At 69.3% G+C, this 13,720-nt stretch carries 13 protein-coding genes (1 of these 13 cut by a window edge); 9 read left to right on the plus strand and 4 right to left on the minus strand.

The window, feature by feature from the left end; genetic code table 11:
• Positions 1-413: the 5' end (the start) of a LysR substrate-binding domain-containing protein gene (locus ACWH43_RS19695; protein WP_260349211.1), read on the minus strand. The gene continues 487 nt to the left of window position 1, outside the view; only the first 413 of its 900 coding nucleotides appear in the window; it begins with the start codon at positions 411-413; the stop codon falls past the left edge of the window.
• Between the two features lie 180 nt (positions 414-593).
• On the opposite strand from ACWH43_RS19695, the gene ilvD reads away from it, so the two are divergent.
• Both ilvD and ACWH43_RS19705 read left to right on the plus strand, forming a co-directional pair.
• A complete protein-coding gene (gene ilvD / locus ACWH43_RS19700) occupies positions 594-2,435 on the plus strand; it encodes a dihydroxy-acid dehydratase (RefSeq protein ID WP_158444808.1) in 1,842 nt (613 codons plus the stop codon).
• A gap of 114 nt (positions 2,436-2,549) precedes the next feature.
• Positions 2,550-3,491 carry a hypothetical protein gene (locus ACWH43_RS19705; RefSeq protein WP_158444807.1) on the plus strand — a complete coding sequence of 314 codons (942 nt, stop codon included), beginning with the start codon at positions 2,550-2,552 and terminating at the stop codon, positions 3,489-3,491.
• A 235-nt stretch (positions 3,492-3,726) separates the two neighbouring features.
• On the opposite strand, the gene ACWH43_RS19710 is transcribed toward ACWH43_RS19705, so the two are convergent.
• Positions 3,727-4,182 carry a hypothetical protein gene (locus tag ACWH43_RS19710; RefSeq protein WP_158444806.1) on the minus strand — a complete coding sequence of 152 codons (456 nt, stop codon included), beginning with the start codon at positions 4,180-4,182 and terminating at the stop codon, positions 3,727-3,729.
• A 184-nt stretch (positions 4,183-4,366) separates the two neighbouring features.
• Between ACWH43_RS19710 and ACWH43_RS19715 the strand changes: the two genes are divergently transcribed.
• From ACWH43_RS19715 to ACWH43_RS19730, 4 genes are all read left to right on the plus strand, one after another.
• A complete protein-coding gene (locus tag ACWH43_RS19715; RefSeq protein WP_260349209.1) occupies positions 4,367-4,810 on the plus strand; it encodes an Lrp/AsnC family transcriptional regulator in 444 nt (147 codons plus the stop codon).
• 184 nt (positions 4,811-4,994) lie between these two features.
• Positions 4,995-6,125, plus strand: coding sequence for a saccharopine dehydrogenase C-terminal domain-containing protein (locus tag ACWH43_RS19720; RefSeq protein ID WP_448153596.1), 1,131 nt, complete (start codon positions 4,995-4,997; stop codon positions 6,123-6,125).
• A gap of 143 nt (positions 6,126-6,268) precedes the next feature.
• Positions 6,269-7,219 (plus strand): protein-methionine-sulfoxide reductase heme-binding subunit MsrQ, encoded by a 951-nt coding sequence (locus ACWH43_RS19725; RefSeq protein WP_260349207.1) that lies wholly within the window; start codon positions 6,269-6,271, stop codon positions 7,217-7,219.
• 97 nt (positions 7,220-7,316) lie between these two features.
• On the plus strand, positions 7,317-9,056 hold the full coding sequence (locus tag ACWH43_RS19730; RefSeq protein WP_158444803.1) for an MFS transporter: 1,740 nt from the start codon (positions 7,317-7,319) through the stop codon (positions 9,054-9,056).
• Positions 9,057-9,074: 18 nt separating this feature from the next.
• Here the strand turns inward: ACWH43_RS19730 and ACWH43_RS19735 are convergent, their stop codons facing one another.
• Positions 9,075-9,872, minus strand: coding sequence for an undecaprenyl-diphosphate phosphatase (locus ACWH43_RS19735; protein ID WP_158444802.1), 798 nt, complete (start codon positions 9,870-9,872; stop codon positions 9,075-9,077).
• Between the two features lie 256 nt (positions 9,873-10,128).
• On the opposite strand from ACWH43_RS19735, the gene ACWH43_RS19740 reads away from it, so the two are divergent.
• The 3 genes from ACWH43_RS19740 to ACWH43_RS19750 are packed head-to-tail and all read left to right on the plus strand — an operon-like array spanning position 10,129 to position 12,820.
• A complete protein-coding gene (locus ACWH43_RS19740) occupies positions 10,129-10,821 on the plus strand; it encodes a glutathione S-transferase family protein (RefSeq protein WP_158444801.1) in 693 nt (230 codons plus the stop codon).
• Positions 10,719-11,957 carry a tRNA epoxyqueuosine(34) reductase QueG gene (gene queG, locus ACWH43_RS19745; protein WP_158444800.1) on the plus strand — a complete coding sequence of 413 codons (1,239 nt, stop codon included), beginning with the start codon at positions 10,719-10,721 and terminating at the stop codon, positions 11,955-11,957. Before ACWH43_RS19740 ends, queG begins: the two co-directional genes overlap by 103 nt.
• Positions 11,954-12,820 carry an SDR family oxidoreductase gene (locus ACWH43_RS19750; RefSeq protein WP_158444799.1) on the plus strand — a complete coding sequence of 289 codons (867 nt, stop codon included), beginning with the start codon at positions 11,954-11,956 and terminating at the stop codon, positions 12,818-12,820. The genes queG and ACWH43_RS19750 overlap by 4 nt, the downstream gene beginning before the upstream one ends.
• A 7-nt stretch (positions 12,821-12,827) precedes the next feature.
• Here ACWH43_RS19750 and ACWH43_RS19755 read toward each other — a convergent pair whose 3' ends face one another.
• Entirely contained in the window at positions 12,828-13,700 is an 873-nt protein-coding gene (locus tag ACWH43_RS19755; RefSeq protein WP_375797025.1) for a GNAT family N-acetyltransferase, read from the minus strand.
• Between the last annotated feature and the right edge of the window lie 20 nt (positions 13,701-13,720).

Below are 13,720 nucleotides of genomic sequence, written 5' to 3' on the forward strand. Positions count from 1 at the left end.
CCCGTCGTCACCTCGAGCTCGACATCGGGATAGGAGCGGGCGAAGCGCGCCAGCGTCTCCGGGAGGACGACGGTGGCGTAGTCGTCCATCACCGCGAGCCGGACGCGGCCGCTGACGCTCTGCGCGTTGATGACGTCGAGCGCCTCGTCATGCAGGGCGACGATGCGCCGGGCATAGCCGAGGAACTGCTCGCCCGCGCGCGTGAGCAGAACCTCCTGCGGCGAGCGCTGCAGCAGCGTCTGCCCGGCCAGCTCCTCCAGCCGGCGGATCTGGGTGCTGACGGTCGACTGGCTGCGGAACAGCGCCGCGGCCGCGCGCGTGAAGCTGCGCAGCTCCGCGACGGTGACGAAGCTGCGCAGCAGGTCGACATCGATATTGCGCAGCATGTCCGGCGCGCCCACCCGTGCGGTCATAAAGGGAAAGCCCTTATGCCAATTCGGAAAGGATCTGTCCCGTATTCCTCCGCGCGCCATCCGCGCGCCATGCATGGCGCCGATCATCAAAATCGAAGAATTCAATTTTGTGACGCGGCGCCGCGGCGATAGGGTGCCGCAGAACCAGGGCGTCGTGAGCCCGGACGGAGACGCATTGAAATGCCCAAGCTGAGATCCGCAACCTCCACCCATGGCCGCAACATGGCCGGCGCCCGCGGCCTGTGGCGCGCCACCGGCATGAAGGACGGCGATTTCGGCAAGCCGATCGTCGCGGTGGTGAACTCCTTCACCCAGTTCGTGCCGGGCCATGTCCATCTCAAGGACCTCGGCCAGCTCGTCGCGCGCGAGATCGAGAAGGCCGGCGGCGTCGCCAAGGAGTTCAACACCATCGCGGTCGACGACGGCATCGCCATGGGCCATGACGGCATGCTCTACAGCCTGCCTTCCCGCGAGCTGATCGCCGACAGCGTCGAGTACATGGTCAACGCCCATTGCGCCGACGCGATGGTCTGCATCTCCAACTGCGACAAGATCACCCCCGGCATGCTGATGGCGTCGATGCGCCTCAACATCCCGACCGTCTTCGTCTCGGGCGGGCCGATGGAGGCCGGCAAGTTCATCGCCGAGGGCGTGCTGAAGAAGGTCGACCTGGTCGACGCCATGGTCGCGGCCGCCGACGACAAGTACAGCGACGCCGAGGTCGAGGTGATCGAGCGCTCGGCCTGTCCGACCTGCGGCTCCTGCTCGGGCATGTTCACCGCCAATTCGATGAACTGCCTGACCGAGGCGCTCGGCCTCGCGCTGCCCGGCAACGGCTCGACGCTCGCCACCCATGCCGACCGCAAGCGCCTCTTCGTCGAGGCCGGGCATCTGATCGTCGATCTCGCGCGCCGCTATTACGACCAGAACGACGAGAGCGTGCTGCCGCGCAATGTCGGCTCGTTCAAGGCGTTCGAGAACGCGATGACGCTCGACATCGCCATGGGCGGCTCGACCAACACCGTGCTGCACCTGCTGGCGGCCGCGCATGAGGCCGAGATCGACTTCACCATGGCCGATATCGACCGGCTGTCGCGGCGCGTGCCCGTGCTCTGCAAGGTCGCGCCCGCCGTCGCCAACGTCCATATGGAGGATGTGCACCGCGCCGGCGGCATCATGGCGATCCTGGGCGAGCTCGACCGGGCCGGGCTGATCGACACCTCCCTGCCGACCGTGCACAGCGCGACGATGGCCGAGGCGCTGGCGCGCTGGGACGTGGTGCAGACGCAGAGCGAGGCGGTGCGCAGCTTCTACAGCGCGGCCCCCGGCGGCGTGCCGACGCAGACCGCCTTCAGCCAGGAGCGGCGTTTCGAGGAGCTCGATCTCGACCGCGAGAAGGGCGTGATCCGCAATCTCGAGCACGCCTATTCCAAGGATGGCGGGCTCGCCGTGCTCTACGGCAATATCGCGCTCGACGGCTGCATCGTGAAGACGGCGGGCGTCGACGCCTCGATCCTGACCTTCTCCGGTCCGGCGGTGATCTTCGAGAGCCAGGACGCGGCGGTCGAGGGCATCCTTAACCGCAAGGTCAATCCCGGCGACATCGTGCTGATCCGCTACGAGGGGCCGCGCGGCGGGCCGGGCATGCAGGAAATGCTCTATCCGACGAGCTACCTGAAGTCGAAGGGCCTCGGAAAGGCCTGCGCGCTGATCACCGACGGGCGCTTCTCGGGCGGCTCCTCCGGCCTCTCCATCGGCCATGTCTCGCCGGAAGCGGCCGAGGGCGGCGCGATCGGCCTGGTCGAGAACGGCGACGTCATCGCGATCGACATCCCCAACCGCTCGATCTCGCTCAAGGTCTCCGATGAGGAGCTGGCACGCCGCCGCGCCGCGATGGAGGCCAAGGGCAAGGACGCCTGGAAGCCGGCCGCGCCGCGCAAGCGCAAGGTCTCGACCGCGCTCAAGGCCTATGCCGCGATGGCGACCAGCGCCGCCAGGGGCGCGGTCCGCGTCGTCGACTGAGGCGTCCGAACGCAACCGAAGCGACCGGCCGGCGACGGCCGGTCGTTCTGTTTTCTGGACGCGGGCGGGGCGCTTCTTCTAACCTGACGGCCAGATCGGCATGGAGGAAACGGGATGCGGGCCGTCGCGGTCGCCCTGAGCTGTCTTTTGGCGTTGCCGGCCGGCGCCGCCGGCCCGTTCGGCAAGATCGTCGTCGGCAACTGGTCGGGCGGGACCTTCACCAACGACCAGACCGGCGCCTTCTCGCATTGCGCGGTCAGCGCCCGCTACAAGAGCGGCGTCACGATGCTGACCTCGGTCACCGCCAATTTCTCCTGGCTGCTCGGCTTCTCCAAGCCCGGCTGGACCCTGCGGACCGGCGAGACGCTGAAGCTGCGCCTCGTCTTCGACCGCAGCTCGACCATCGACGTCGTCGCCACCATCAAGTCGCCGACGCTGCTCACCATCGCGATGCCGGCGCAATCGGCGCTGATCGACGCCTTCCGCAAGGGGCGCTATCTCGAGCTCGTCGCCAACGACGCCCGCTACACCTTCGCGCTGACCTCGACAGGGGAGATGCTGCCGGCGCTGGTCGAATGCGTCAAGCAGAGCGGCCATGTCCGGGGCCCGGTCTCGCCCGGCGCGCCGGTCGACGCCCGCACCGACGCGCAGCGGCGCGAAGCGATAGAGAAGGACAAGGCGGCCCGGGCGGAGAAGAAGGCGCTGCTGGAAAAGACCCGCGACCTGATCAGCGGCAAGATGCTCGCCTGCATCGGCCGGGAAGGCGCCTCGATGCTGCTCACCGACGAAAAGGCCGAGGTCGTCGCCAAGGCCGCCATGCTGTTCTGCAAGAACGATGTCGACGCCCTGACGAACGCCACGATCGAGCTGATCGAGAACGAGGAGGGACGCCCGGCCAATCGCGGCGCCGTCCGCGAGGCTGCCGAGAAGCGCGTCCAAGAGGTGGTGACGGCGCATATCATCCGCACGCGCGGCAATATGCTCAACAAGCGGCCCGGCAATCCTGCGCCAGCCCAGCCCTCCGATCCGGCCTCCCGCCCTTCGCAGATGCTGTAGATTCCACCGCTTGCGAACCAGACCGTCATCCCGGACAAGCCGCGTCAGCGGCGCCGATCCGGGATCCATGCCCGGGCCTCTCCCGGAAAGGCTCAGGCATGGATCCCGCGTCTGCGCTTCGCTGCGCCGGGGATGACAATCTCGTTCGGTCAAACATCCGGTCGAAACCGACTCGCCCGGAAACGCGAAACGCCGCGCCTGCCGGCGCGGCGTTTGTTTTCAGCAAAGGTCTGGATCAGCCCTTGAGCTTGGCGTTGCACTGGCTCCAGTAGCCGCCGCCCTTCTCGATCCATTTCAGATTGCCGTTGGCGTTGGCCGCCTTGTTGGCGTTGTACTGGTCCGCGCAGGTCTTGAGGCGCGCCTTGCCGGCGCTCTCGTTCGAATACTTGTCCGAGACCGCCTTCGGGAACACTGCGGCCTTGGCCCTGCCGGCCGGCTTGGCCGCCGGCGCCGCGGCGGGCGTCGCCGGCTCGGCCGGCACCGCGGCCGCGGCCTCGTCGTCGGCGGCATCGTCGTCGCCGCACTGGGCCTTGCGGAAGTCGTTCCACTTCTGGCCCTTCAGCGTGTTCGCCTTCTTGGCCTCCTGATACTTGACGCTGCATTCCTTCATCGTCAGGGCCGAAGCCGGCGACGCTGCAAGGGACGCCAGAGCGAGCGCCGACGCAGATGCGAGAATGAAAGTCCTGAACATGGCGTTCTCCATGGCAAAGCTTCTCTGCCGCCGACCGGCATGCCACCCTTATTCGGGGCGCAATGCAAGCCCCTCCCGGCGCTGACGACAACGATTCCGGCGGGTTGCGGTTCCCGCGGCCTCCGCTTGCCCGGCGCGCGACTTTGCCCTCATGGTGCCGGCCTTGCGAAACAGCGGAGAGAGCATGGCGAGACCGTCCGACGCCGCGAAGGACCGAGACCTGATCCGCATCCTCTCGGAGAATGCGCGCCTGCCGCTCTCGGACATCGCCAAGATGCTGGGCGTCTCGCGCGCGACCGTCCAGGGCCGGCTGGCCCGGCTGGAGCGCGACGGCGTCATCGCCGGCTATACCACCGTGCTCGGCAAGGCGGCGCGGCCCGCCACGACGATCGCGGCGCTGGTGATGATCGAGCTCGAGGTCAAGCGCCAGGGCGGCGTCGTCGCGGCGCTGAAGAAGCGGCCGGAGATCGTGCAGTGCTATACGCTGAGCGGCCATTTCGATCTCTATGTGAAGGTCGAATGCGAGACCGCGAGCGACCTCGATACGGTGATCGACTGGATCGCCGAGATGGACGGCGTGCGGCGCACCACCTCCTCCGTGATCCTGGCGCGGAAATTCGAGCGCTGAGGCGCGCCGCGGCCCCCGATCGGGGCCGCATCCGGGGTTTACCCTCGATTTTTACCCTATCCCTTCGATACGACGGATCATAAGCCGTCATATCGGCGATCCGCGCCTTCCGGGGCGCAGCCCCGCGCTCCAGCATGGCGCCAGCGAACGGTCCGCCGCGGACCGGCCATGACAGGAGATCGCCATGACCACCCAGAAGCAGCGCATCGCCGTTCTCGGCGCGGGCCAGATCGGCACCATCATCGCCGGCATGCTGGCCGAGCAGGGCCATGAGGTGACTTTGGCCGACGCCGCGCAGGCCCAGCTCGCCCATGCCGCCGGCAAGCGCTTCGGCACGGCGGTCGTCGACGCCTCCGACCTCGCGGCGCTGCGCGCCTTCCTGGCCGATCGCGACATCGTCGTCAGCGCCTGCCCCTATTTCCTCAACAAGGGCATCGCCAAGGCCGCGGCGGAGACCCGGACGCATTATTTCGACCTGACCGAGGACGTCGCCACCACCGCCTATATCAAGGAGCTCGGCAAGACCGCCAATGTCGCGCTCGTGCCGCAATGCGGCCTGGCGCCCGGCTTCATCTGCATCCTCGGCGCCGACATGGCCGCCCGCTTCGAGAACGTCCGCACCATCAAGATGCGCGTCGGCGCGCTGCCGCTCTATCCGACCAACGCGCTGCGCTACAACGTGACCTGGTCGGTCGACGGCCTGATCAACGAATACTGCAACCCCTGCGAGATCGTCTTCGACGGCCAGCCGACGGTGGTGCCGGCGCTGGAAGGCATCGAAGGTGTGATGATCGACGGCGTCGCCTACGAGGCGTTCAACACCTCGGGCGGCCTGGGCACGCTGACCGAGACGCTGGCCGGCAAGGTCCGCAACATGAGCTACAAGACGCTGCGCTATCCCGGCCATGCCGAGATCATGAAGCTCCTGCTGCGCGACCTCGAGCTGGCCGACGACCGCGAGACGATGCGCCGCATCCTCAGCCACTCCGCCCCCTTCACCCGCAAGGACGTGGTGGTGATCTTCGTCACCGGCGTCGGCGAGCGCAAGGGCCGGCTGGAAGAGGAGAGCGTCGTGCTGCGCTATGACGGCAATGACGAGCTCGGCGCCATCCAGCTCACCACCGCCTCGGGCTGCGTCGCCATGGTCGAGCTCTTTTTGGCCGGCAAGCTGCCCGCCAGGGGCTTCGTGCGGCAGGAGGACGCCATCCTCGCCGATTTCCTGGCGACCAAGGCCGGCACGCGGCTGCTGCACGAGGCGCGCGGCGCCGATGCGACCGCGCTCGGCCATACGCTGGCGCTCAAGCAGGCCGCCTGAGGCGAAGGCCGGCGGAAGACACGGCCGGGGCGGAGGCGGGCGCGATTCAGCCCGTCCTCACGCCCTTGTGTGCTCAGATGCGGGACAGGCGGCCCGCGCTTCGGCTATGCGGGAGGCATGATCCCGCATGATGGAGAGCGGCCGTGACAGCTCCGCCGTCCGCCCGAGGCGCGACCGCTCCCGGCAGGCCGCCGGGCGCCCGCGCAGCGCCGGCCGGAAAGGCGTCCGCGCTGCGGGGCTGGCTGCCCTGGCTCGACCGGCAGGGCCGGTTCTCCGGCCTGCGGGCCGCCGCCTTCGCATTGACGCTGCTGCCGGCCGTCCTCGTCCTCTACGCCGCCTGGATGGGGCAGCTCGGCTCGAAGCCCTGGACCGAGGCGATCCACCGCGTCGGGATCTGGGCGGTCAGGCTGCTCATCCTGTCGCTGGCGATCTCGCCGCTCCGGCGGCTGCTCGACTGGAGCAAGCTGATCGGCATCCGCCGCCTGCTCGGCCTCTCGGTCATGGCCTATGCGCTCGGCCATCTCGGGCTCTACTGCATCGACATGGCCTTCGACTGGGGGCTGATCGTCTCGGAGATCGCCAGGCGCTTCTACCTGACGATCGGCTTCGTCGCGCTGCTCGGCCTCTGCGCGCTCGGCGCGACCTCGACCGACCGGATGATCCGCCGCCTCGGCAAGAACTGGCAGAGGCTGCACAACCTCGTCTATCCGATCACCGCGCTCGCGCTGCTGCATTTCGCCTTGCAATCGAAGATCGACGTCACCGAGCCGGTCCTGATGAGCGGGCTGTTCGTCCTGCTGCTGCTCTATCGCGGGCTTTATCGCTGGAAGCTGCCGGTCTCGCTGCCCGTCCTCGCCGGGCTTGCCCTGCTCGCCGGGCTCGCCACGGCGCTGCTCGAAAGCGGCTGGTACGCGCTGACCAGCGGCGTCTCGCCCTGGCTCGTCTTCCAGGCCAATGCCGACATCCTCACCTATTGGGACTACGCCTCGATCAGGCCGGCGCATTGGGTCGCGCTGGCGGGCCTCGCCGTGGCGGCCGCCCATGCCTGGCGCGCCGGCCGGGCGCGCCCGCGGCGGCGCGTGGCGACGGCCTGAGAACGCTCCGGCGGGCGGGCGCAAAAACTTTCCCAGTTTCGCCGTTTTCGAAATCGAAAACGGTTCCCTCCGCGCGCCCTCATGCTACCCCTATGCCATGCCTGATGATTTGCATGCCCAGCCGACAGCCGATGTGGTCGAAGCCGAGCTCGCTTCCGAGGGCATAGGGCCTTCCGAAAACCGCACCTCGCCCTTCGTCCCGCTGCGTCAGCCGATCTTCCGGGCCGTCTGGTTCGCCAGCCTCGCCTCCAATTTCGGCGGCCTCGTCCAGGCGGTCGGCGCCTCCTGGATGATGGCCTCGATCTCGCCCTCGGCCGAGATGGTGGCGCTGGTCCAGGCCTCGACGACGCTGCCGGTGATGCTGTTCTCGCTGGCCGCCGGGGCGATCTCGGACAATTACGACCGCCGCCGGATCATGCTGACGGCGCAGGGCTTCATGCTGGCGGTCTCGATCGGGCTCGCGGCCTGCGCCTGGCTCGGCATCATCACGCCCTGGCTGCTGCTGAGCTTCACCTTCCTGATCGGCTGCGGCACGGCGCTCAACAACCCGGCCTGGCAATCCTCCGTCGGCGACATGGTGCCGCGACGCGACGTGCCGGCGGCAGTGACGCTGAACAGCGTCGCCTTCAACATCGCCCGCAGCGTCGGCCCCGCCATCGGCGGCGCCATCGTCGCCGCGGCCGGGGCGGTCGCCGCCTTCGTCATCAACGCCTTCTCCTATATCGGGCTGATCGCGGTGCTCGCCCGCTGGCAGCCACCCAAGGTCGAGCGGCTGCTGCCGCGCGAGACCCTGTTCATCGCGATGGGCGCCGGGGTGCGCTATGTCGCGATGTCGCCCAATATCCGCGCGGTGATCCTGCGCGCCTTCGCCTTCGGCTTCGGCGCGATCATCGGCCTCGCCTTGCTGCCGCTGGTGGCGCGCGACCTGATCCGCGGCGGGCCGCTGACCTACGGCATCCTGCTCGGCGGCTTCGGCGCGGGCGCGGTCGCCGGCGCCTTCATGAGCGCGCGGCTGCGCCGGGCGATGAGCACCGAGGCGCTGGTGCGCTCGACCTTCATTGCCTATGCGGCCGGGATCCTGCTGGTGGCGTTCAGCCGCACGATCTGGATGACGATCCCGGGCCTGTTCATCTGCGGCGCCTGCTGGGTGCTGGCGCTGTCGACCTTCAACGCCACGGTGCAGCTCTCGGCGCCGCGCTGGGTCGTCGGCCGGGCGCTGGCGATCTACCAGATGGCGACCTTCGGCGGCATGGCGACGGGGAGCTGGGCCTGGGGCCGCACCGCCCTGCTGTTCGGCACCGACAGGGGCCTGCAGCTCTCGGCCATCGTCCTGCTGATCGGCGCCGGGCTCGGCCTGCGCTACAGGCTGCCGCCGCTGGAGGAGCTCAATCTCGACCCGCTCAGCCGCTGGCGCGAGCCCAAGGTCGCGGTCGATATCGAGCCGCGCAGCGGGCCGGTGATCGTCACCGTCGAATACATCATCAAGCCGGAGGACGTCGTCGCCTTCCTGAACGTGATGGCGGAGCGCCGCCGCATCCGCCGGCGCGACGGCGCGCGTCACTGGACGCTGCTGCGCGACCTGACCGACCCGACGCTCTGGTTCGAGCGCTACGACAGCCCGACCTGGGTCGAATATGTCCGCCAGAACCAGCGCGTGACCCAGGCCGACGCCGAGATCGGCGAGCGCGTGCGCGCGCTCCACAGCGGGCCGAACCCGCCGGTCGTGCACCGCATGATCGAGCGGCAGACCGCCTCGCTGACCTCGCCGGCCGCGGCCGGCCCGGTCACTCCCACCGACATGCCCAAGCCGCTCGGCGACCCGCTGCGCGCCGGCTGAGCCGGGCGGCGGAGCCGCTCAGCCGACGATCCAGAGCCCGGCGAGACCGACCAGGCCGACGACGATCCGCCACCAGGCGAAGAGCGAGAAGCCGCGCCGGGAGACGAAGTCGAGGAAGGAGCGCACCACGACCAGCGCCGAGAAGAAGGCCGCGACGAAGCCGATGACGATCAGGATGCCGTCGTCGAAGGTCAGGTCCTTGTAGCTCTTCATCAGGTCGTAGGCGAAGGCGCCGGCCATGGTCGGCATGGCGAGGAAGAAGGAGAACTCGGCCGCCGCCCGCTTGCTGGCGCCGAGCAGCATGGCGCCGACGATGGTGGCACCCGAGCGCGAGACGCCGGGGATCATGGCCAGGCACTGCATCAGGCCGATCTTGAAATACATCGGCAGCGGGAAGGCCGTCGCGTCGGTGTGCTTCTCCTGCAGCTCCAGCTCGTCGACCACGAGCAGGACGAGGCCGCCGGCGATCAGCGCGCAGCAGACGATCAGGGGGTTGAACAGCACGCCCTTGATGAAGCCGTGCAGCAGCGCGCCGATGACCGCCGCCGGCAGGAAGGCGACGAGCACGCCGAGGACGAAGCGCCGCGCCGCGGGATCGGTCGGGATCCTGAGCGCGATGTCGAGCAGGCGCCGGAAATAGACCAGCACGATCGCCAGGATGGCGCCGAGCTGGACCAGCACCTCGAAGGTCTTGCCGTTCGATTCGAAGCCGAGGAAATGCCCGAGCAGGAGCAGATGGCCGGTCGAGGAGACAGGGAGGAACTCGGTGAGGCCCTCGACGATGCCGAGGACGAAGGCTTCGATCAGGTTCTGCATGGAAGAGGCGTCCTCGTGCGACTCGGGATCCGCGCCGGCCGGCGGCGGCCGCTCGGGCCGGCTTACGCCCAGCTCTTTGCGAATTGGTTACCAATTCGCCAAGCGAACCGGGCAAATCCCGCGCTTCCGCATCCACGGCGCTTGTGGCGGTTTTCGGGCGTGATAAGGAGCGGGCGCCGAACGCATAGCAGGGAACTTTCCGGCCCGCCGCCCCGCTTCGGCCGCATTTGACCCGCTTCAAGGCTGCATGAGTGCCATGGCGACCCTGTATCATTATCCGCTATGCCCGCATTCGCGCTTCATCCGTCTCGTTCTCGGCGAATTCGGCATGGAGGCCGAATTGATCGAGGAACGCGTCTGGGAGCGGCGGCGGGAATTCCTCGAGCTCAACACGGCGGGCACGACGCCGGTCTTCCAGGAGCAGAACGGCCTGCCCGTGCCCGGCGCCGGGCCGATCGCCGAATATCTCGACGAGACGCGCGGTCTCGCGCTCGGCGACCGCAGGCTGCTGCCGGAAGGCCCGGGCGAGCGCGTCGAGGTGCGCCGCCTGCTCGACTGGTTCAACCTGAAGTTCCACGACGAGATCACCGGGCCGCTGGTGCTCGAGAAGGTGATGAAGCGCTTCATGAGCCGCGACGAGGGCGGCGGCCCGCCGGAGATGGGCGCGATCCGCGCCGCGCGCGCGAATGTGCGCTATCATCTGCGCTACATTTCCTGGCTCACCGCCAAGCGGAACTGGCTGGCCGGCGCCCGGATGAGCTATGCGGACCTCGCCGCGGCGGCGCATCTCTCCTGCGTCGACTATCTCGGCGACGTGCCCTGGGAAGAGGACGAGACGGCGCGCGCATGGTACGCCCGAATCAAATCGCGACCGAGCTTCCGGCCGCTGCTGGCGGACCGGGTGCCCGGCATGTCGCCCAGCGCCCATTACGACAATCTGGACTTCTGAGCGGCGAGAAGCTGAAGCGCGCCGTCACCGAGCGCGCCCGCGCCGAGGGCTTCGCGGCGATGCGCGTCGCCGCGGCCGACGCGATCCCGCTCGCGCCCGAACGGCTCAGGGCCTGGCTCGAAGCCGGCTATCACGGCGACATGGCCTGGATGGACGAGCGCACGGCCGAGCGCGCCGATCCGCGCGCGCTCTGGAGCGAGGTCCGCTCCGTCGTGATGCTCGGGATGAACTATGCCGGCGAGGGCGACCCGCTCGCCATGCTCGCCGAGCCCGACAAGGGCGCGATCTCGCTCTATGCCCGCCGGCGCGACTATCACGACGTCATCAAGGGCAAGCTCAAGAGCGTCGCCGGCCTGCTGGCCGCGCGCGGCGGCGCCGGGGTCAAGGTCTTCGTCGACACCGCTCCGGTCATGGAGAAGCCGCTGGCGCAGGCGGCCGGCCTCGGCTGGCAGGGCAAGCACACGGTCCTGGTCTCGCGCGAGCACGGTTCCTGGCTGCTGCTGGGAGCGATCTACACCACCGCGGAGCTGCCGGCCGATGAGCCGGAGCGCGACCATTGCGGCTCCTGCCGGCGCTGCCTCGAGATCTGCCCGACAAAAGCCTTCCCGGCGCCCTACCAGCTCGATGCGCGCCGCTGCATCGCCTATCTCACCATCGAGCATCAGGGCCATATCGACGCCGAATTGCGCCCCGGCATCGGCAACCGCATCTTCGGCTGCGACGACTGCCTCGCCGTCTGCCCCTGGAACAAATTCGCCGCAGCCGCGCAGGAAACCCGCCTCGCCCTCAGGGAGGAGCTCGACGGGCGGCCGCTGGCCGAGCTCGCCGGCCTCGACGACGCGGCCTTCCGCTCACTTTTTGCCGGCACGCCGGTAAAACGGACCGGGCGCGAGCGCTTCCTGCGCAACGTGCTGATCGCGATCGGCAACAGCGGCCGGCCCGAACTGGCGGACAGCGCCGCCGCGCATCTCGACGCCCCCTCCCCGCTCGTGCGGGCCATGGCGGCCTGGGCGCTGCGCCGCCTCGATCCGGCGCGCGCCGCAAAGCTCGCTCCCGCCGCCCTGCGCAACGAAATCGACCCGCAGGTGCGGGCCGAATGGCTCGCGCCGGCCGGACACAGGGAAGACGCCGCATGAAACTGCTGATCCTCGGCCTCGGCTATTCGGCCGGCTTCTTCGCGCGGGCCGCGCTCGCCCGCGGCTGGGAGGTGACGGGCACGGTGCGCTCGGCCGGGAGGGCCGCGGAGCTGAGCCGCGACGGCATCCGCACGCTGGTCTTCGGGGGCTTCGCGGTGTCGTCGGCGCTGGCCGGGGCGGTGGCGGAGGCCGAGGCCGTGCTGGTCTCGGTGCAGCCGGGGGAGGATGGCGACCCGGTGCTGCAGCGGCTGCGCGGCGAGCTCGCGGCCGCGCCCGCCCTGCGCTGGATCGGCTATCTCTCGACGATCGGCGTCTATGGCGACCAGGGCGGCGCCTGGATCGACGAGACCCGGCCCGTCAATCCGGGCAATGCCCGCAACCGCCTGCGCGTCGCGATCGAGCAGGACTGGCTCGCCCTCGGGCGCGAAAGCGGCAAGGCCGTGCAGATCTTCCGCCTCGCCGGCATCTACGGCCCCGGCCGCAACCCGATCGCCAAGCTGCGCGAGGGCAAGGCGACGCGGCTCAACAAGCCCGGCCAGGTCTTCAACCGCATCCATGCCGAGGACATCGCCGGCATCCTGATGGCGTCGCTGGCGCGGCCGCGCGGCGGCGCGATCTACAACGTCACGGATGACGAGCCGGCTGCGCCCCAGGACGTGGTCGGCTTCGCGGCGGAACTGACCGGGCTCGCGGCTCCGCCCGAAATCCCCTTCGCCGAGGCCCGGCTCTCGCCGATGGCGGCGAGCTTCTACGGCGAGAACAAGCGGGTTTCCAACGCGCTGGTGAAGCGCGAGCTCGGCTACGCCTTCCGCTACCCGACCTATCGGGAAGCCTTGCGCGCCCTCGCCCTGGCCGGCGAATGAGCCGGCTTCAGGCGGCGTGACGCGCGTTGTCGCCGCCGTAATAGGCGGCGTAGCGCTTGTCGATGGCCGCGACCGGCAGCACGACGAGCACGTCGGTGGTGCCGAACTGGCGATCGATCACCGCGCCGGTGCCGAAGCGGGCACCCAGCCTGAGATAGCCCTTGATCAGCGGCGGCATCTGCCGGAGCGCCAGCTTGGCGTCGACCATCTCGGCCGGCAGCCGGTCCATGCCGACATAGTGCTCGGGATGGGCCGCGGCGCTCCATTCGCCCTGCGAGCGGGCGTGATGGTGCAGGAAGCTCAGCGGCAGGGCGAGCGAATCGGGATCGGTGCCGTCGAAGGAGGCGCAGCCGAACATCGCGTCGATGCGGTGATGCTCCAGATAGGCCCAGATGCCCGACCAGAGCAGCTCGACCGTGCGCTTGTTGCGGTAGGGCTTCAGCACGCAGGAACGGCCGAGCTCGAGGAAGCGCTGGCCGGGATGGCGCGCCAGCAGGGGCGCCAGGTCGAACTCGCTCTGCGTGTAGAAGCCGCCGAGCCGGTTCGCCGCGCTCTGGCGCATCAGGCGATAGGTCCCGACGACCTTGGGCTTGATGCCGCCGAAGCGGCCCTTCGCGGCATGGTCGATGACCAGCAGATGGTCGCAGGCCTTGTCGAAACGGTCGGCGTCGCGGCGGAACATCCGCGCGATCACGTCGGGCTTGGCCGACATCTCCTGATAGAAGACGCGGTAGCGCAGGCGCTGCGCCCGCCAGATCTCGCGCGGCCCGCGCGCCAGGCGGACCTCGAGCGAGCCGAGCCGCCCCAGCGTGCCGGAGAGCGGTTCCGATTCGCCGACCTCCAGCCCGTAGCGGCGCATCGCCCCGCCGGTCACCAGCATCATCGGCGCCAGGCGCGAAA

It is taken from the genome of Allobosea minatitlanensis, from assembly GCF_964020775.1.

Bases quoted from the DNA above. Each gene is read 5' to 3' on its own strand.
- ilvD (WP_158444808.1), top strand. From the start codon at position 594: ATGCCCAAGCTGAGATCCGCAACCTCCACCCATGGCCGCAACATGGCC.
- ACWH43_RS19705 (WP_158444807.1), top strand. From the start codon at position 2,550: ATGCGGGCCGTCGCGGTCGCCCTGAGCTGTCTTTTGGCGTTGCCGGCC.
- ACWH43_RS19710 (WP_158444806.1), bottom strand. From the start codon at position 4,182: ATGTTCAGGACTTTCATTCTCGCATCTGCGTCGGCGCTCGCTCTGGCG.
- ACWH43_RS19715 (WP_260349209.1), top strand. From the start codon at position 4,367: ATGGCGAGACCGTCCGACGCCGCGAAGGACCGAGACCTGATCCGCATC.
- ACWH43_RS19720 (WP_448153596.1), top strand. From the start codon at position 4,995: ATGACCACCCAGAAGCAGCGCATCGCCGTTCTCGGCGCGGGCCAGATC.
- ACWH43_RS19730 (WP_158444803.1), top strand. From the start codon at position 7,317: ATGCCTGATGATTTGCATGCCCAGCCGACAGCCGATGTGGTCGAAGCC.
- ACWH43_RS19735 (WP_158444802.1), bottom strand. From the start codon at position 9,872: ATGCAGAACCTGATCGAAGCCTTCGTCCTCGGCATCGTCGAGGGCCTC.
- ACWH43_RS19740 (WP_158444801.1), top strand. From the start codon at position 10,129: ATGGCGACCCTGTATCATTATCCGCTATGCCCGCATTCGCGCTTCATC.
- queG (WP_158444800.1), top strand. From the start codon at position 10,719: ATGGTACGCCCGAATCAAATCGCGACCGAGCTTCCGGCCGCTGCTGGC.
- ACWH43_RS19750 (WP_158444799.1), top strand. From the start codon at position 11,954: ATGAAACTGCTGATCCTCGGCCTCGGCTATTCGGCCGGCTTCTTCGCG.
- ACWH43_RS19755 (WP_375797025.1), bottom strand. From the start codon at position 13,700: ATGCTGGTGACCGGCGGGGCGATGCGCCGCTACGGGCTGGAGGTCGGC.